Raw genomic sequence first — 18,405 nt, 5'->3', positions numbered from 1 at the left:
GTGCGCGCGCAACTCGAAGCGTTCCACCAGCACTCCGCCGCCGAGGGCCCGGGTGGCATGGTTGAAGACGGCGAAGCGGTAGCCCATGAAGAAATGAGGCCTCTCGCTCATGGTGAAGGCCGGGCCGAGCCGGGTGAAGGTGGTGCCGTCGGTGCTGTAGGAGAACGTCGCCTGACGGCCCGGCCCCGGGCTGATGTCGGCGGCGGCGCGCAGCCAGACGCGGCTGCCGGACGCGGGGAGGTCGGCGCGGGCCTGCTCGGTGCCGGTGCTGCTGGTGTTCCAGCTGGCGTCCATGGTCAGGCCGTCGACCATCACCAGCCTGCTGACGCCGCCCTGCCGCGTGACACCGATCCAGGCGGAGGAGTCCCGCAGCATCGCCAGCCCGGCCCGGTCGCCGTCCGCCATCCCGGAGCAGTCGAGCACGACGGTCGCGGTGGAGGCCGGGCCCTGGATGCGGCGGGTGAGGGTGTTACGGGCGCTGTAGAGGTCGTCGGTGACGGTGGCGGTCCTGAGGGTGAGCCCGTTGTTGACGGTGAACGCGGCGGTGTCGGGGTTGTGGTTCCACTCCCAGTACGGCGCCAGCGCCGTTCCCCGGAAGGTGTCGGCGCCGGTCATCGGCGGGAGCGGGTGCGGGGTGACCGGGTAGGGGTATGTCTCGCCCCACGTGCCGTTGACGGTCTGGAGCTCGGGCCAGCCCTCGGCGTTCCAGGTGACCGGGGCCAGGGCGGGGACGCGGCCGCCGGGATAGGCGTCGATGAAGCCCACGTAGTACCAGTCGCCGTTCGGGGTGTCGACCAGCGAGCCCTGGTGCGGTATGCCGCCGCCGGGGATCGGGCCGGGCAGGTCCAACAGCACCTCCCGCATCTTGTACGGGCCGAAGGGGCCTGATGTGGATTTCCAGATGTACTGGCCGTTGGGCGGGCGGGTGACGAAGATGTAGTAGTTCCCGTTGATCTTGTAGAAGCGGGAGCCCTCCATATAGTGGATCTCGTCGGGCTTGGTGAGCACGTGCTCGGACCTGACCTCGGTGCGCATGTCCGGGGAGAGCTGCGCGACGCGGATCTCGTTGGCGCCGTACGCCACGTACGGGGTGCCGTCGTCGTCGAAGAGCAGTCCCGCGTCGTAGTAATTGCTGCCGATCGCGGCGTGCCGGGTCCAGGGGCCCGCCGCGTTGGTGGCTCTGTATACGTACGACCGCTGCCCGCCGGTCTGGCCCAGCCAGTAGAAGGTCCCGTCGCTGGGGCGGTGGCGCATCGAGGACGCATAGATGCCCTGGACGTACGCCCGTCCGCCGTTGAGGTCGTACGCGTCGCCGAAGTCGAGGACCGGCACCGAGTGGCCGATGAACTCCCAGTTGACCAGGTCGTAGGAGCGCAGGACGGGCGCGCCCGGCGAGAAGTGCATGGTCGAGCCGGTGTAGTAGTAAGCGTCGCCGACGCGGATGACCTCGAGGTCGGCGAAGTCCTGCCAGATCACCGGGTTGGTGAACCGCTCCTGCTGGGCCGTCGTGGCCGCCGCCGCGCTCGCGCCTATCACCGGCAGCGTGGTGCCCGCGACCAGGCCGACGGTGGCCGCCATGACTTTCCGTCGGCTGTGGGGGTGTTGGAGCCAGGACATACGAGATCAGCTTCCTCACGCGTGGGGGACCGAGAGCCGAAGTGTGAGCGTTAACATTTCCGAGGACGAACCGTGCAGGGGGTGATCTGGGCGTCCCTCAGCATGTGCAGGAGCAGCCAGAGTGTTTGTCATTTCTGTCTGCAAGAGGTCACCAAGGGGTAGCGAACGTTCCGCATCGGAACGAGCAAGGGGACCGAGGGCTGACCCAGGCCGGGCGGCGAGATGAAGCCGTCGCGCAAAGGCACTGGACAGGGTCGGGCACCGGGTTACCGGACCGGGCCCGACCCCGTGTTGGTTCAGCTCTTGCCGGTCAGGCGCCAGACCTGGTTCTTCTTGGTGGCCAGGGCACTGGCGGAGTCACAGGTCCACTGGTGGACCAATGCTCCGACGGCGGTGGAGATCCCGCTGACGTCCACGCACTTGCCGCTGTGCACCGCGACGAGCTGGTAGTCGTTGGCGGCGACATGCCGCAGCGTGAACTGCTGGTTCGTGTCGCCGTGGCAGGTCCACTGGTGGACCGCCGCGCCGTCGGCGGTGGAGACACCGCGGATGTCGAGGCACTTGCCGCTGTGGCGGTTCACCAGGGAGTAGGTGTCCGCCACCCCTGGCACCGGGCGGAAGTCGAACCGCTGCTCCTCACCGGCGCCGCAGGTGTACTGCCGGTACTGAGTGCCGTCGGCGGTGCTCTGGTTGGGGTCGTCCAGGCAGTGCCCGCTGTGCTGGGCGACGGCGGTTGACGAGAAGGCGGGCTGGCCGGTGGTGAACTGCCACCAGTTCATGTTGAACAGGTACCCGCTGCCACCGGCGAAGCTCAGGTACAGATCGTGGGTCCCGGTCGCACCGGTGACAGGGCACGAGACCGTGCTCCAGGTCTGCCAGCCTCCGGTGCCCGACACCGTGCAGGTCCCGGCCGTCGGCCCAGTAGCACTGTCCAGGTGCAGCTCAACTCGGCCGCCGCTGGTGTTTGAGGCCACCCTGGCGGTGAACGAGCCGGCACCGGTGCCGAATGCCACGCCCTTGACCTTGATGTAATCGCCGTTTTCAATCCAGCTGATGTTCATCCCGCCCTCGCTGGAGGGTTCGGTTTCGATGCCGCTGCCCCACGCGATGGACTCGGCTTCCTGGCGGACATAAGGATCGAGCGTGCCGGCCTGCGGCGCCCCGGCCGTCGTCATATTGATCGTCGGGATCGTTCCGTCAGCGTTGTAGGAAAACTTCTCCACTGCGACCGAGCGGGTGAAGCCGCCGCCGCCCGGGAGGGCGCCGTTGTGATAGAAGAAATACGAGTTGCCCTGAAAGTCCACGATGCCCGCGTGGTTGGTGAAGCTGTTGCCCTGGGCGGGCATGACTGTTCCACGGTAGGTCCACGGTCCGGTCGGGCTGGGTGCCGTGGAGTAGGCGATGAACTCCGAGCAGCACTTGGCGGCATACACCATGTAGTACAGGCCGTTCCGCTTGTAGACCCATGGTGCTTCTTCGTACAGCGTGGGACGGTCGGGGTTGTCGGTGCGGGACCCGAAGCCCTCGGTGGTGAGCGGAATTCTGACGGGGCTGCCTGCGTAGGACGTCATGTCCGCGTTCAGCTTGACGTACCAAAGGTTCGGGTTGCCCCAGTACAGGTAGGCCTGGCCGTCGTCGTCGATGAAGACGGTCGGGTCGATCTCGCTGTTCTCCACCAGCGGGTGGCCGAGGGCGTCCCGGAACGGGCCGGTGGGGCTGTCCGACACCGCCACGCCGATGGCGAATTGGCCGGTCGCCCGGACCGACACCGGCACGTACCAGTAGAACTTGCCGTCCCGTTCGACAGCCTGGCCCGCCCACGCGTTGGCACCCGCCCAGCTGAAGGTGTTCAGGCTGAGCGGTGAGCCGTGGTCGGTCCAGTTGACCATGTCGGCGGAGGACCACACCCGCCAGTCATTCATCACGAAGGAGGAGGTGGAGGTGTCCTCGTCGTGCCCGGTGTAGAGGTAGACCCGCCCGTTGTGCACCAGTGGGGCAGGGTCGGCGGTGTAGACGTGCTGCACGATCGGGTTGTCGGCCCTGGCCGCCGTGGGATGCACCGCGGCGGGAAGGACGACGAACGCCAATATGAGGATCATCAGCACCCAGGCTGCCCGGGCGAGGCTCGTACCGGCGGCGGGTGACCTCACTGCGGTCGGGTGAGCCGTTGCCCTGTGGACGGCGGTACTGGCCATGGTGTGATCCTTCCTGGTGCTGCGCGTCGGGGACTGAGCAGCTGGTCAGATGCGGAGGAGGGACGTTGCTGCGCTCGGGGTGTGGTCCGTGCGAACCGTGCGATGCGGACGGAGCCGCCGAGCGCTGGCGACCGTCAGACCGTCTTCGCCTACTCGGATGCCGGGCGGGCGGCCGCTGCCTGCACGGGAGTTGGTGGTGTCGGCCATCGTGCTGCCTTTCGGCCGTCCGGGCCGGTGACCGCGTCCCGCATCGGGGCGGTTGGTCATCTGGGTTGGTGCGCTGAACTGCGCGAACGGACTGTTTGTCCGGGGTGGCGGCAAGACGTGACCCCTGCGGGGTGGGGATGCCGGGCCTCCGGCGTATTGTTAGCGCTAACAACTTGAAAGTCGAACATCCGGTGTGTTGCAGGGAGAAAACCACGGCACATGAGAGGCCGTCAAGTACCCGCGTCGAAACCTGTCCGTCACTGAGGCGTCATCCGAATCTCGTCCTGTCAAAGTTGCTGACGGGACGGACGTGAGTTGCCGTACCGGCCGGGCCTGCTCACCCTGCAGCGCTGACCCGCCTGATCCACGGTGATCGCGATGTGGTGCGGTCCGCCGACGTGTAGACGAGCGGTTTACGGCGTGGGCAACTCCACCTGCTGACCGATACTCACCGCACCGAGGAACCCCAGCCGCGCATCGGCTGGGGTTCCTCATCCTGTGCGCAGGCGGTTTCAGGGCCCCCGGTTGGGGAGCCTGGACTGCCTGTCGTGACGGACATCTCAGCAGGGAGCGGCAGGACAGGCCGGAAGCGACGGCGGCGACACCAGCATCACCGTCAACGGCATCACCGTGACCGCGAACGGGGGCCGCGGAGGCAGTGCCTACGAAGCAGGCGCCGGCAGCGGCGGAACGGCGGCCCCTACGTCCTGGCGCCTGGGACCGGCACGCTGGCTCTTCTCTTCGCGTGACCCGGGCGGGCTCAGCCTTCCGCCGAGCCCGCCACGCCGGCTCCGGTCCGGAGCCGGACCCGTGTCACGTCGTTAGCGCTGCCGTGTCAGCAGACCCGGCCGGTAGGGCCATTGGCCGTATTCGCCGCCGGAGTTGGGGTCGCGTCCCTGGTAGAGGAACTGCAGGTTGCAGGGATCGACGGTGAAGGTCTGATCGGCGCTGGTGCGGATCAGTTCGCCATGGCTGATGTCGTTGGTCCAGGTGACGCCGCTGTTGGCCTTACCGGCGAAGGAGTTGCTCTCGGTCGCGGCCTGGGGTGTCCATGAGCCGTTCAGGCTGGTGGCCGTGAACGAGCGGAAGTAGCGGCCCTGCGAGCCCCTCGCCTCGACGAGCATGAGGTAGCGGTCCTGGCCCTGGAGCTTGTAGACCTGCGGGGCTTCGAACAGGTTGTCCGCCGTATCGCTCATGATCGTCGTGTAGTTCGAGCCGAAACTGCTCGGGAAGTTCCCGATCGGCATGCTGGCCCGGTAGATCTTGCCGTTGTCACCGGCGAAGAACAGGTACATGTTCGTGCCGTCGGCGATGAGCGTCTGGTCGATGGGGCCTGTGGTGGAGCCGGTGATGCTTCCGGTGAAGAGCACCTGCTGTGAGGACCAGCCATTGGGGTTGGACGGGTCGCTCGACGTCCGGTAGGAGAAGGCGCTCCCGCCTCCCCACTGGTAGGCGAGCACCCAGATGTTCTTCGGCGCGAAGTAGAAGAGCGTGGGCGCGACGACGGAGTTCGACATCGTGTTCTGGCTGGCCGAGGCCATCTCCGACCAGTTGGTGAACAGGCCGAAGTTCATCGAACCCCAGCCCGTTCCCGTTCCCGCGGCGCCGTGCGTCGTCGCATAGACGAGATGCTTGCCGTTGTAGGGAGCGACGGTGAAGTCCTTGAGCGACGCCCACCCGGCCTTGGGCTGCGCCAGTGCGCCCGTCGAGGTCCAGCGGTATGTCGACGGAAGAGCGCACGCACCGGGGTTGCCGGCACCGACCTTGACGAGCTGCCACTGCTGGTTGGTGCCGCCCCAGTCGTCGTACTGGACGACGTTCGCGTTGTCGGCGGTGGACCCGCCTTGTACCTCGAGAGCCTTGTTGCTGTGGCGCGCGATGAGCCTCACGTAGCCGTCCGAGCTGTCGGCCAGCCGCCACTGCTGGTTGGTCCCGTTCGCGTCGGCCCACTGGACGATCGAGGCGCCGTTCGCGGTGGAACCGTTCTGGACGTCCAGCACCTTGCCGGAGTGGCGGGACTTGATGCGGTAGTTACCGCCGCCGGAGTCGACGAACTGCCACTGCTGCTGGTTCTGATCGTTCCGGGTCCACTGGGTGATGCGGGCGCCGTCGCCGGTCGCCAGGTTGTAGACGTCCAGGGCCTTGCCGCTGTTGCGGTTGACCAGCACGTAGGAGGCGTTGGGGTCGACGGTCGCCGCGCTGGCGGGCTGGACACTGAGGAAGGTGGCCAGGAGCAGCAAGGGCGCGAGCACGGCGAGCAGACGTCGTCTCAGGTGGACCGGGGAGGGATGGCGAAACCACATCAGAAGGGCTCCTTCGGGAGGTGGGGGTGAGGTGACCCCGACGGACCGCGGAACGGCCGTATTGGGCGGTCGGGGACGGGATAGGTGTGAAGGCGGCCGCACATGCCGAAGCGTTGGTGCTCCGGACGCTCCAGTCGCGACACTTCGCCGTGGTCGAGGTGGGAGAGGTCTCCGGCCTTCAGCCGTTCCAGCTGACGGCCGGTCGTGACGGCTGCGGCCAGGGAGCCGTCACGCCAGCGGAGCCACCAGGCGTCCAGGAGCTCGCTTTTCAGGCAGTGGGCCGCGATGTGGAAATCCTGCAGCCCGCCTTCGCGCAAGGCCAGGAAACCCTCGACTGCCAGGTCTCGGCGGCGGCGCGCTGCCGCGGAGTGGTCACCGGTCAGGGCGGCCGCCTTCCGGCAGACCGGGGGATGGGCCGGCGGCGGGTCGTGGTCCAACTCCCAATCACTCCTGCGGACACGCCAGTCGCACAACGCACCCGCATGGCGCAACCAGGGGTCCACGCGCCCGGAGAGGTCCGCGTCGACCATGACAAGGCCGAAACCCTCCCGGTCCGCCCCCGCGAGCCCCGCGCCGGCCGTCAGCAGCAGCTCGCCACCCAGCAGGTACGGCGACGGGTCCGCCATCTCCGAGGCGTGCACGCCGTGCACCTCGCCCTCGGCCGGCCCGGCCAGGTGCCGCAGCCCCAGCTCGTGGTCGGCCAGCAGCCTGCCGAGCGCCACCGGCGGGGTGGGAGGGGCTTCCATGGATACTCCGTACACATCAGGGGAGCCAGATGGATGAAACGTACACTTCGCGCCTCCCGGGTGTCGGCTTACGCTCGAAGCACCGCACCCGCAGGAACCCGCAGTACCTCCAGAAGGGCACCCCCTCATGAGCACGCAGCCGCGCGGCCCCGTCGACTCCTCCCGCATCCCGCGCTACGCGGGCCCCGCGACCTTCGCCCGGCTGCCCCGCCTGGACGAGGTCGGCGGCAAGGCGGACGTGGCCGTCGTCGGCGTGCCCTTCGACTCGGGCGTCTCCTACCGCCCCGGCGCCCGCTTCGGCGGCAACGCCATCCGCGAGGCCTCGCGCCTGCTGCGCCCGTACAACCCCGCGCAGGACGCCTCCCCCTTCGCGCTGGCGCAGGTGGCGGACGCCGGTGACATCGCGGCGAACCCCTTCAACATCAACGAGGCCGTCGACACGATCGAGGCCGCGGCCGACGAGCTGATCGGCAACGGCTCCCGCCTGATGACCCTCGGCGGCGACCACACCATCGCGCTCCCGCTGCTGCGCTCCGTCGCCAAGAAGCACGGTCCGGTGGCCCTGCTCCACTTCGACGCGCACCTGGACACCTGGGACACCTACTTCGGCGCCGAGTACACGCACGGCACGCCGTTCCGCCGCGCCGTCGAGGAGGGCATCCTCGACACGGAGGCGCTGTCCCACGTCGGCACCCGCGGCCCGCTGTACGGCAAGCAGGACCTGGACGACGACGCCAAGATGGGCTTCGGCATCGTCACCTCGGCCGACGTCTACCGGCGCGGCGCCGACGAGGTCGCGGACCAGCTGCGCCAGCGCATCGGCGACCGCCCGCTGTACATCTCGATCGACATCGACGTGCTGGACCCGGCGCACGCGCCCGGTACGGGCACGCCGGAGGCCGGCGGCATGACCTCGCGCGAGCTGCTGGAGATCATCCGAGGCCTCTCCTCCTGCAACCTGGTTTCGGCGGACGTCGTCGAGGTGGCCCCGGCGTACGATCACGCGGAGATCACCTCGGTCGCGGCCTCGCACACCGCGTACGAGCTGACCACGATCATGAGCCGTCAGATCGCTGCGGCACGCGGCGCCAATTAGGCACAGCGCGCAGGCGAAGGCGAACCCGAAGGGCAAGTAAGAGAAGTGACGCACGACCACGACCTGGTACTCCGTCCCACCGAAGCCCAGAAGGCGGCCGCGCTCGCGCCGCCGCCGGGCCGGACGGGCGGGGACCTGGTCGTGGAGACGCTGCGTTCGCTCGGCGCGACCACCGTCTTCGGCCTGCCGGGGCAGCACGCGCTGGGCCTCTTCGACGCGGTCGGCCGCTCGGACCTGCGCCTGGTCGGGCTGCGCACGGAGAACAACGCGGGCTTCGCCGCCGACGCCTACGGCCGGATGACCGGAGAGGCGCCCCCCCTCCTGCTGTCCACCGGCCCGGGCGCGCTGATGGCGCTGCCCGCCCTCGCCGAGGCGGCGGCGGCATCCGCCCCGGTCCTGGCGATCTCCTCCCAGGTCCCGACCCCGGGGCTGGGCGGCGGGCGGCGCGGGCACCTGCACGAGCTGCGGGACCAGGCGGCGTCCTTCCGGGACGTCGTCAAGTCCGTGCACACCGCCCGGACCCCGTCCCAGATCCCGTCGGTGATCGCCGAGGCGTGGGAGTCGGCGCTGACGGCTCCGCACGGGCCGGTGTGGGTGGAGATCCCGGAGGACGTCCTGCGGGCGGAAACGGTGATCCCGCAGGTCACGGGCATGGACGCGACCCCGCACGAACTGGCCCCGCGCCCGGAGCTCACGGCGCTGGCCGCGCACTGGCTGGAGAACGCCGAGCGCCCGGTGATCATCGCGGGCGGCGGGGTGATCCGCGCGGACGCGGCGGGCAAGCTCAAGCAACTGGCGGAACGCCTGAACGCGCCGGTCGTCACCACCTTCGGCGGCAAGGGCGCGTTCCCCTGGACCCACCCGCTCTCGCTCCAGTCCTGGCTGGAGGACCGCCACATGACGGACTTCCTGGAGGACGCGGACGTCCTGCTGGTGGTCGGCTCGGGGCTGGGGGAACTCTCCTCGAACTACCACACGTTCTTCCCGGAGGGCCGGGTCGTCCAGATCGAGGCGGACCTCGGCAAGCTGGAGTCCAACCACGCGGCCCTGGGCATCCACGCGGACGCCCGCCTGGCCCTGCAGGCGCTCCTGGAGACGGTCGCCGAGCGCGCGGACGCGGGTGCTCCGGAGCGGGTCCGCGCGCTCGTGTCCGCCATCGCGGCCCGCCTGGCCACCCAGGACGTGGGGCTGGAGCAGCGGCTCCTGACCTCGATCCGCGCGGCCCTGCCCCCGCGCTCCCCGTCCTTCTGGGACATGACGATCCTGTCGTACTGGGCCTGGTCGGCCTTCGACGCCAAGCACCCCAACACCATGCACTCGGCGCAGGGCGCGGGCGGCCTCGGCTACGCCTTCCCGGCGGCCCTCGGCGCGTGCGTGGCGGAGCCCGGCACCCCGGTCCTCGCGGTCTCCGGCGACGGCGGCGCGATGTACTCGATCGCCGACCTGGCCACGGCCCGCCAGCACGACCTGGACGTCACCTGGCTGATCGTGGACGACGGCGGCTACGGCATCCTGCGCGAGTACGGCTGCGAGACGGGCACGTCCCTGACCCGCCCCGACTTCGTCGCCCTGGCGGCGGCCTTCGACGTCCCGGCGCAGACGACCACCCCGGAGTCCCTCCGCGAGGACCTGAAGAAGTCCCTGGCCACCCCGGGCCCCTCCCTCCTGGTCCTCCCGACCACCCTCAAGATGTTCGCCCCGACGCATCTCTGAGGGCGGTGCGTCAGGCGGCTTCGTGCGCGTGCGCGGTGAAGACGACCTGTGAGGTTTCCCCGACGAGCTTGAGGTTCAGCTCAGACTCCATAGCCCGCGCCAGCCGTGCCAGCAGCGGCACGGTCGGCACGGTGCCGCCGAGCTCCAGCTTGGACACCTGCGGCTGCGTCATCCCGGCCCGCCGCGCCAGCTCGGTCTGTGAGATCCCGAGCTCGGTCCGCCGGTCGTAGACGGCCTGCCCGAGATCCCAAGCCAGCCGGATCTCCTCACGGTGCTTGGTCACCTCCGGACTCTCAGAGAAGCCCTGGGCGACCTTCTTGTCCCGGGCAATCTTCCAATGTGCGTGGCTCACCATCAGGGGCTCCTTCCTACGGTTCACGGCTGAACACGTCGTGGGCGGGTTCGTGCTGCGCTTCACAGATCGCCTTCGCCAGCTTGGCGCGCGCAACTTCGGCGTCTTCGCGCTGCCGCGTTTTGCGGAAGACGGTCAGCAGAACCGCCCGGCGCCCTGGGGCCAGCCAATACGAGATTCTGACAGCGTCCCGACTCGGGCCGATGTCGAATCGCAATTCCCGGACGCCGTTACCCAGGTAGCGGGAGTGAGGTTCGCCGAGCGTGGTCGCATCAGTGGAGAGACGGACGGCTGCGTGCTCGGCTGCCCTGTAGTCCGCGTCGGAGAGGTTCATCAGCCAAAGCCGGACCTCCGGTTCGAGCTCGATGTCGAATGGGTCATCCATACATCGGAACGTATAGATGCTTCAGTGTATGACGGACAGGAACGGGAAGGAATCCCTCGTGTGAGTGAGGACCGCATGAAAAGTGACGGCGCCCCAAGTCAGCCCAAGTGCCAGCGCATCGCTGCCGCGCTGAAGGCCGCCATCGAGGCCGGCGAGTACGGTCCCGGCGACCGGCTGCCCGGCGAGAACGACCTCATGGCCACCTATGGCGTCGCCCGGATGACCGCGCGGCAGGCGCTGGGCGTGCTCCAGTCCGAGGGGCTGACCGAAGCCCGCAAGGGGGCCGGAGTCTTCGTCCGGGAGTTCCGGCGGATCCGGCGGCGCGGGATTCAGCGGCTGGCCGAAGACGTCTGGGGTGAGGGTCGGTCCATCTGGGCCGCCGACACCGAGGATCGGGAACCCGTCGTCGAGCCGCTCTCCGTCACGGAGGAGGCTGCGCCCGAGGCCATCGCCGCACTGCTCGGCCTGAGCGACGGGACGGCCGTCGTCCGCCGCCGCAGGTTCCTGCTCGACGGGAAGCCCGTCATGTTCGCGACCTCGTACCTCGACGCCGCCCTCGTCGCGGGGACGCCCATCACCGAGCCCGACACCGGCCCCGGCGGGATCTACGCCCGGCTCGCCGAGCTCGGGCAGAAGCCGGCCCGGTTCCGCGAGGAGGTTCGCTCGCGGATGCCCACCACCGAGGAGGCCGCGAGCCTCGGGCTGGCCGCCGGGACGCCCGTCGTCCTGGTCGCCCGTACCGCCTTCGCCGCCGGCGGACGGGTCGTCGAGGTCAACGAGATGGTCCTCGACGCCTCCGCGTACGTCCTGGAGTACGAGTTCGACTCTCCCTAGTGCTGTGACCGGAAAGGTCCACCGGGTCGCGGCGCCCGGCACGGCACCTCGCCGCGTTGTCGGACCACACCGGTACGTCCAGTACGAGGCGTGGCCCTCCGCCTTGCGAGGCACCGCACCGGACACCGCGACCCGGCAAACCTTTCCGGCCACAGCACTAGAGCCGTCCACCCCGAATGGTCCTAGCCACCTCGCCCACCCTCGCGTAAACCCGTTCGATTGTTGCGGCGGGATGAAATCCGCCGGTCGGAGCGTTGGGGCTTCCGGTAGGGCAGGACGAACGGGGAGGCAGCACGTGGCTACGGCGGCGGCGGGAACGGCGGCTGGGGACAAACAGGGGTGGGGGCGGCGGCTCGCCGCCTACACCTGGCGCTACAAGCTCAACGTGCTGCTCGCGCTCGGGTCCTCGCTCGGCGGCATGGCCGTCATGGCGCTCGTCCCGCTCGTCACCAAGGTGATCCTCGACGACGTCATCGGCGACAAGACCAAGCCCATGGGGCCCTGGGCCGGGATGCTCATAGGCGCCGCCGTGATCGTCTACGTGCTGACCTACATACGCCGGTACTACGGCGGGCGCCTCGCCCTCGACGTGCAGCACGACCTGCGCACCGACATGTACGACACCATCGCCCGGCTGGACGGCCGCAGGCAGGACGAGCTGTCCACCGGACAGGTCGTCGGGCGGGCCACCAGTGACCTCCAGCTGATCCAAGGGCTGCTCTTCATGCTGCCCATGACCATCGGGAACTTCCTGCTCTTCGGGATATCCCTCGGGATCATGCTGTGGCTGTCGCCGCTGCTGACCGTCGTCGCGCTGCTCATGGCCCCCGCCCTGTGGTTCATCGCCAAGCGCAGCCGCAAGAAGCTCTTCCCCGCCACCTGGTACGCCCAGAGCCAGGCCGCCGCCGTCGCCACCGTCGTCGACGGGGCCGTCACCGGCGTCCGCGTGGTCAAGGGCTTCGGCCAGGAGCAGCAGGAGACCGGCAAGCTCCGCGACGCCGGCCGCCGGCTCTTCGCCGGGCGGATGCGCAACATCCGGCTGAACTCGCGCTACACCCCCGCCCTGCAGGCCGTACCCGCCCTCGGGCAGGTCGCCATGCTGGCCCTCGGCGGGTGGATGGCCACCAAGGGGCAGGTCACCCTCGGTACCTTCGTCGCCTTCTCGACCTACCTCGCCCAGCTCGTCGGACCCGTCCGCATGCTCGCCATGGTGCTCACCGTCGGCCAGCAGGCCCGCGCCGGCGCCGAGCGGGTGTTCGAGCTCATCGACACCGAGCCCGCCATCCGGGAGGGGAGCGAGGAGCTTCCCGCCGATGCGCCCGCCACCGTCGAGTTCGAGGACGTGCGGTTCGGGTACGACCCCGAGCGGCCGGTCCTCGACGGGTTCTCCCTGCGCATCCGGGAGGGGGAGACCGTCGCCCTCGTCGGCTCCTCCGGCAGCGGCAAGTCCACCGTCTCCCTCCTCCTGCCCCGCTTCTACGACGCCGACCGCGGCACCGTCCGCGTCGGCGGCCGGGACGTGCGCGAGCTGACCTACGACTCGCTGCGCGACGTGATCGGGCTGGTGCCCGAGGACTCCTTCCTCTTCTCCGACACCATCCGCGCCAACATCGCCTACGGGCACCCGGGCGCGACGGACGAACAGGTCGAGGCCGCCGTCCGCGCCGCCCAGGCCGAAGGCTTCATCCGGGCCCTCCCCGCCGGGTACGACACCAAGGTCGGCGAGCAGGGCCTGACCCTCTCCGGCGGACAGCGCCAGCGCATCGCGCTCGCCCGCGCCATCCTCACCGACCCGCGCCTGCTGCTCCTGGACGACGCGACCTCCGCCGTCGACGCCCGCGTCGAGCACGAGATCCACGAGGCGCTGCGGTCCGTCATGGCCGGCCGCACCACCCTGCTCATCGCCCACCGCCGCTCCACGCTCGGGCTCGCCGACCGGATCGCCGTACTGGACCACGGGCGGCTCGCCGACATCGGTACGCACGAGGAACTGGAGCGCCGCTGCGCCCTGTACCGACGGCTGCTGACCGACCCGGACGCCCTCGGCGCCGGCTCGCCGCGCACCCCCGACGCGGCCGCGATGGGCGAGTTCGAGCGCGAGCTCGACCGGAACATCGAGCGGGACATCGAACTCGAAGCCGAGATCGACTCCGAGCCCGTCAACGCCAAGCGCCGGGTGGCCGGCGGGATCACCCCCGAGCTCTGGCAGCGCCAGGAGGAGGCGGACGAGCGGACCACCGCCCCCGCCGGCATGCCCGCCACCCCCGAACTGCTCGCCCAGGTGGCCGCGCTGCCGCCCGCCGACGACACCCCGCAGGTGGACGAGGCCCGGGCCGAGTCCGCCGAGGACAGCTACAACCTGCGCCGCCTGCTCCGCGGCTTCTGGGCCCCGCTCGCGATATCCCTGGGCCTGGTCGCCCTGGATGCCGGCTCCGGGCTGCTCCTGCCCATCCTGATCCGCAACGGCATCGACGAGGGCGTCGAACAGGCCGCCCTCGGCGCCGTCTGGCTGGCCTCGGCCCTCGCGCTGGGCGTCGTACTCGCTCAGTGGGCCGCGCAGTTCGCCGAGACCCGGATGACCGGCCGCACCGGCGAGCGCGTGCTCTACGCGCTGCGCGTCAAGATCTTCGCCCAGCTCCAGCGCCTCGGCCTCGACTTCTACGAGCGCGAGCTCACCGGCAAGATCATGACCCGGATGACCACCGACGTGGACGCCCTGTCCAGTTTCCTGCAGACCGGGCTCGTCACCGCCGTCGTCTCCGTCCTCACCTTCTTCGGCATCCTGATCGCCCTGCTCGTCCTGGACGTCGAGCTGGCGCTGATCGTCTTCGCCACCCTGCCCGTCCTGATCCTCGGCACGATCGTCTTCCGCCGCAGGTCGGTCGCCGCGTACGAGCTCGCCCGCGACCGGGTCGGCCTGGTCAACGCCGACCTCCAGGAGTCGGTGGCCGGGCTGCGCATCGTCCAGGCCTTCCGCCGCCAGCGTGCCGGCGCCGCCCGCTTCGCCGAGCGCAGCGACTCCTACCGCGAGGCCCGGGTCCGCGGCCAGTGGCTGATATCCGTCTACTTCCCCTTCGTCCAGCTGCTGTCCTCCGGGGCCGCGGCCGCCGTGCTGATCGTCGGCGCGGGCCGGGTGGGGGCCGGCACGCTCACCACGGGCGCGCTGGTCGCGTACCTGCTCTACATCGACCTGTTCTTCGCCCCCGTGCAGCAGCTCTCCCAGGTCTTCGACGGCTACCAGCAGGCCACCGTCTCCCTCGGCCGGATCCAGGGCCTGCTGCGCGAACCGACGAGCACGCCCCGCGCCGCCGCCCCCCGCGAGGTGCCGCGGCTGCGCGGCGAGATCGCCTTCGAGGGGGTCCACTTCGGCTACGGCACCGCCGAGGAGCGCGGCGAGAAGGAGCAGGCGCTGGCCGGAATCAGCCTGCGCATCCCCGCCGGGCAGACGGTCGCCTTCGTCGGCGAGACCGGGGCCGGCAAGTCCACGCTGGTCAAGATGGTGGCCCGGTTCTACGATCCGACGTCCGGCCGGGTCACCGCCGACGGGGTGGACCTGCGCGAGCTGGACCTGACGGGCTACCGGCACCGGCTGGGGGTCGTCCCCCAGGAGCCGTACCTCTTCCCGGGCACGGTCCGCGACGCCATCGCCTACGGGCGGCCCGAGGCGGGCGACGCCGAGGTGGAGGCCGCCGCGCACGCGGTCGGCGCCCACGACATGATCGCCACCCTGGACGGCGGCTACCTGCACGCCGTCACCGAACGCGGCCGCAACCTCTCCGCGGGTCAGCGCCAGCTGATCGCGCTGGCCCGCGCCGAGCTCGTCGACCCCGACGTGCTGCTGCTCGACGAGGCCACCGCCGCCCTCGACCTGGCGACCGAGGCCCTGGTCAACCAGGCCACCGAGCGGCTCGCGGGCAAGCGGACCACCCTGGTCGTGGCGCACCGCCTGACGACCGCCGCGCGCGCCGACCGGGTCGTGGTCATGGACCGCGGCCGGGTGGCCGAGGACGGCACCCACGCCGAACTGCTGGCCCGCGGCGGCCGCTACGCGGAGCTGTGGCGCACCTTCGTCGGAGAGGACGAGCCGGCCGCCGCGGCCTGAACCCTTCCGGTCGCGGCGCCAGGGGTCAGAGCTCGCCGAAGAGCAGGTTTCCCGGGGCGTCCTCCTCGGTGCCGGTGTAGTACTCGCGCACCGCGCCGAGGAGTTCGTCCACGGTCAGCGTGCCGTCCCCGTCCGCGTCGATCCGCCGGAAGAGCGCCTCGGCGTCCGCGTGGCTCAGCCGCGTGTCGAAGGCCTCCTGCGCCTTGTGGAACTCCTCCGGGCTGATGCGCCCGTCGCCGTCGGTGTCGACGATCGTGAGGATCGCCTGCACCATCGGGCGGAACGAGCGGTCGTAGGCGGGCCCGCCCTGCGCGTACAGCCGGGTCATGCCCGCCTTGTACTCCTCGGGCGTGACCTTGCCGTCCCGGTCCAGGTCCAGCTCGGTGAACAGCTCCTGCCAGAAATCGACGAGCCCGCCCATCACCAGCGTCGCCTTGGGCGAGGTGGCCGGCTCCGCGAGGGCCGACAGCAGGCGGGAGCCGAGCCCGATGATGTCGTGCTCGTCGATGACCCGGTCCTCGTTGACGTCCATGTGGGCGAAGGCGCGGTCCAGCTTGCGGTCGAGCAGGTCGTTCGTCATTTCAGTTGCCTTTCGCGGCTACGGTGCGGGGTCCTGCGGTCACCTACCGTAGTGTCCCTGGTGATCGCGAACTCCCGTTGTCCCGCTAGGAAGTTGTGGATGCACTCTTACGAGGTATGGGTGGCCGGCGCCGAAGAGCCCGGCACCCGTTGGGTCTACTGGCCCCGGGTGGGTCAACTGCTGCGCGAGCCCTATGAGGTGCTCGGCCTCAAGGCCCGGCTGGAGCGCGGCGAGGACCTGCCGTACGACGACCGCCTGCTCGCCGGCCGCGTCGCCATGTCCACCCCCGAGCAGGGCCTGCGCGCCCTGGCCGCCGCCCGCGCCGCCCAGCCGGGATGGGCGCGGATCCCGCTCGCCGACCGGCTGGAGCTGCTGCACGCGGTCCACCGCGCCGTCATCGAGCGCCGTGAGGAGCTGACCGGCCTGCTGGTCGCCGAAGGCCACCCCGTACGGCTGGCAGCCTGGGAGCTGGCCTCGGTGGCCGCCTCGTTCCACCCGGACTCCGTCGCCGACTTCGCCGGGCGGCTGCGCGAGCCCGAGCGGACCGCGGCGGGCCGGCGGATCCGCATGGTGCGCAAGCCGGACGGGGTGGTGTGCCTGAGCCCGCCGCGCAACGCGCCGACCTCGAACTCCTTCTACGGGGCGATGGCGCTCGCGGCGGGCAACAGCCTGGTCGTCAACGCGCCGCCGACCGCCCCGCTGGGCGTCAGCTTCGTCTACCGGGAGATCGTGGCCCCGGCCCTGGAACGCCTCGGAGCGCCGCCCGGCACCCTGAGCGTGCTCTCCACGCACGCCCGCGCCGCGGTGCGCCAGTGGCTGGACAGCCCCGACTGCGACGACCTCGTCTTCTTCGGCGGCTCCGAGCAGGGCCTCAAGCTGGAGCGCGAGTGCGTGGCCGCGGGGAAGAAGCCCGTACTCGAACTGTCCGGGAACGACGGCGTGCTGGTGTGGCGCGACGCCGAGACCGACCTCGCCGCGCGGGCGCTGTGCGAGCGGTTCTACGGCTCCGGCCAGATCTGTATGACCCCCAAGTTCGCGATCGTCCACCCGGAGGCGGCGGACCGGCTGCTGAAGGAGCTGGTGGAGCGGGTGCGGGGGATCCGCCCGGGACCGCCGGAGGACCCGGAGACGGTGCTGAGCCCGGTGGTCAAGCGGGCGGAGTTCGCCGAGTTCCTCGACGAGGTGCTGGCGGCCGGCGGGGAGCTGCTGTGCGGCGGCGAGCTCGTGGACGTCGACGACGTGCCGGCCGCGGCCGGGCCGTTCATCCGCCCGGCGGTCGTCCGGGTGGACGGGCTGGCCGCCGCCGGCCGGCTGCGCGCCTTCCGCGAGGAGACCTTCTTCCCGCTGCTGTGCGTGGTCGTGCCCGGGGAGCCGGTCCGGCTGGAGGAGGCCTTCGCGTTCCTCAACGCCAACCGCTACGGGCTGCGCAACTCCCTGTGGACGCGGGACGAGCGGGTCGTCGAGCGGTTCTGCGAGGAGGTGGTCAACGGCGGCATGCTGAAGGTCAACGACTCGCACATCGGCTGCCTGCCGGTGCTCCCGTACAACGGTGGCACGGGCGCGACGGGCGGGGTCTTCGGCGAGGCCAACCAGCCCGCCGTGCGCACCACCCACCTCCAGTCGATCGCCGTCGCCACCCTGGTCAGCCCCCGGGAGTCCGTCTTCGACCACGCGGCGGGGGCGTTCGACCGCGCGGCGGGCGCGGAGTGAGCCCGGTGGGCCGCGGTCCCCGCCCACCGGTCTGAAGTCCTTGTCCCCTGCAACCTTTCGCGGCGGTCGGGCGTCGTACGTGCGTACGCGCGTTGTACGTACGACCGTCGGGGGGGCAGTGTGTTGAAGGCGCGGAAGCGGGGCGGCCGGTGGGCCGTCCGCCTGGGTGTGTTCACCGCGGCGCTGTGGACGCTCGCGGGCGTGCTGCTCGTGGCGCAGCCCGCGCACGCGGCGACCGGGGGGTGCGAGGGGCGGCGGGCGGCGACGCTGCCGTTCCCCGCGGGGGAGGTGCGGGTCTACAAGACCCGCGACCAGGCCTGCGCGGTGGCGGTCGCCCATGACCCCGGCCGGCGCCGCGCGATGTCGGTGAGCATCCAGCCGCGCGGCGGGTACCCGGTCCGCGATTCCGGACCATTCACCCGTTATGCCGGACCGGTCACCGTCCACGCGATCCACCGCTGCGTGTATGTAAAGGGGAGCGTGGGGGCCGGATCTGTCGATTCCGGCTGGATACTGTGCTGATGGAGCGGCCCAACTAGGTCTGTTCAGGCGCGTGTTGCCCCGG

General features: G+C 70.5%; 11 protein-coding genes and 2 pseudogenes. 6 read left to right on the top strand and 7 right to left on the bottom strand.

Annotation, left to right across the window (positions count from 1 at the left end; all coding sequences use genetic code 11):
* Window positions 1-9 precede the first annotated feature (9 nt).
* From DRB96_RS05300 to DRB96_RS05280, 4 genes and pseudogenes are all read right to left on the bottom strand, one after another.
* Window positions 10-1,617, bottom strand: a pseudogene (locus tag DRB96_RS05300) (glycoside hydrolase 43 family protein); the annotation flags it as partial.
* A 296-nt stretch (window positions 1,618-1,913) separates the two neighbouring features.
* Window positions 1,914-3,812, bottom strand: a complete 1,899-nt coding sequence (locus DRB96_RS05295) for a family 43 glycosylhydrolase (protein ID WP_239516025.1) — start codon at window positions 3,810-3,812, stop codon at window positions 1,914-1,916.
* 1,028 nt (window positions 3,813-4,840) lie between these two features.
* Entirely contained in the window at window positions 4,841-6,322 is a 1,482-nt protein-coding gene (locus DRB96_RS05290) for a non-reducing end alpha-L-arabinofuranosidase family hydrolase (protein ID WP_112447161.1), read from the bottom strand.
* A gap of 572 nt (window positions 6,323-6,894) precedes the next feature.
* A pseudogene (locus tag DRB96_RS05280) lies at window positions 6,895-7,068 on the bottom strand (PucR family transcriptional regulator); the annotation flags it as partial.
* Between the two features lie 127 nt (window positions 7,069-7,195).
* Here DRB96_RS05280 and speB point away from each other — a divergent pair.
* Both speB and DRB96_RS05270 read left to right on the top strand, forming a co-directional pair.
* A complete protein-coding gene (gene speB / locus DRB96_RS05275) occupies window positions 7,196-8,164 on the top strand; it encodes an agmatinase (RefSeq protein ID WP_112447159.1) in 969 nt (322 codons plus the stop codon).
* Between the two features lie 45 nt (window positions 8,165-8,209).
* Window positions 8,210-9,877 carry a thiamine pyrophosphate-binding protein gene (locus DRB96_RS05270; protein ID WP_112447157.1) on the top strand — a complete coding sequence of 556 codons (1,668 nt, stop codon included), beginning with the start codon at window positions 8,210-8,212 and terminating at the stop codon, window positions 9,875-9,877.
* A 10-nt stretch (window positions 9,878-9,887) separates the two neighbouring features.
* Here DRB96_RS05270 and DRB96_RS05265 read toward each other — a convergent pair whose 3' ends face one another.
* A complete protein-coding gene (locus DRB96_RS05265; protein ID WP_112447155.1) occupies window positions 9,888-10,232 on the bottom strand; it encodes a helix-turn-helix transcriptional regulator in 345 nt (114 codons plus the stop codon).
* 13 nt (window positions 10,233-10,245) lie between these two features.
* Window positions 10,246-10,614 (bottom strand): type II toxin-antitoxin system RelE/ParE family toxin, encoded by a 369-nt coding sequence (locus tag DRB96_RS05260; RefSeq protein ID WP_112447153.1) that lies wholly within the window; start codon window positions 10,612-10,614, stop codon window positions 10,246-10,248.
* Between the two features lie 75 nt (window positions 10,615-10,689).
* On the opposite strand from DRB96_RS05260, the gene DRB96_RS05255 reads away from it, so the two are divergent.
* Together DRB96_RS05255 and DRB96_RS05250 are read left to right on the top strand one after the other, a co-directional pair.
* Complete coding sequence (locus tag DRB96_RS05255; protein ID WP_112453222.1) at window positions 10,690-11,448, top strand: GntR family transcriptional regulator; 759 nt, start codon at window positions 10,690-10,692, stop codon at window positions 11,446-11,448.
* A 295-nt stretch (window positions 11,449-11,743) separates the two neighbouring features.
* Window positions 11,744-15,550 carry an ABC transporter ATP-binding protein gene (locus tag DRB96_RS05250; RefSeq protein WP_112447151.1) on the top strand — a complete coding sequence of 1,269 codons (3,807 nt, stop codon included), beginning with the start codon at window positions 11,744-11,746 and terminating at the stop codon, window positions 15,548-15,550.
* Window positions 15,551-15,575: 25 nt separating this feature from the next.
* On the opposite strand, the gene DRB96_RS05245 is transcribed toward DRB96_RS05250, so the two are convergent.
* Complete coding sequence (locus tag DRB96_RS05245; RefSeq protein ID WP_112447149.1) at window positions 15,576-16,130, bottom strand: EF-hand domain-containing protein; 555 nt, start codon at window positions 16,128-16,130, stop codon at window positions 15,576-15,578.
* A 99-nt stretch (window positions 16,131-16,229) separates the two neighbouring features.
* Between DRB96_RS05245 and DRB96_RS05240 the strand changes: the two genes are divergently transcribed.
* Together DRB96_RS05240 and DRB96_RS05235 are read left to right on the top strand one after the other, a co-directional pair.
* Window positions 16,230-17,840 carry an aldehyde dehydrogenase family protein gene (locus DRB96_RS05240; RefSeq protein ID WP_112447147.1) on the top strand — a complete coding sequence of 537 codons (1,611 nt, stop codon included), beginning with the start codon at window positions 16,230-16,232 and terminating at the stop codon, window positions 17,838-17,840.
* Window positions 17,841-17,960: 120 nt separating this feature from the next.
* A complete protein-coding gene (locus DRB96_RS05235) occupies window positions 17,961-18,362 on the top strand; it encodes a hypothetical protein (protein WP_343234506.1) in 402 nt (133 codons plus the stop codon).
* Window positions 18,363-18,405: the final 43 nt, after the last annotated feature.

The organism is Streptomyces sp. ICC1 (genome assembly GCF_003287935.1).
Classification (GTDB): domain Bacteria; phylum Actinomycetota; class Actinomycetes; order Streptomycetales; family Streptomycetaceae; genus Streptomyces; species Streptomyces tritrimontium.
This window is presented reverse-complemented; position numbering and strand designations above follow the sequence as displayed.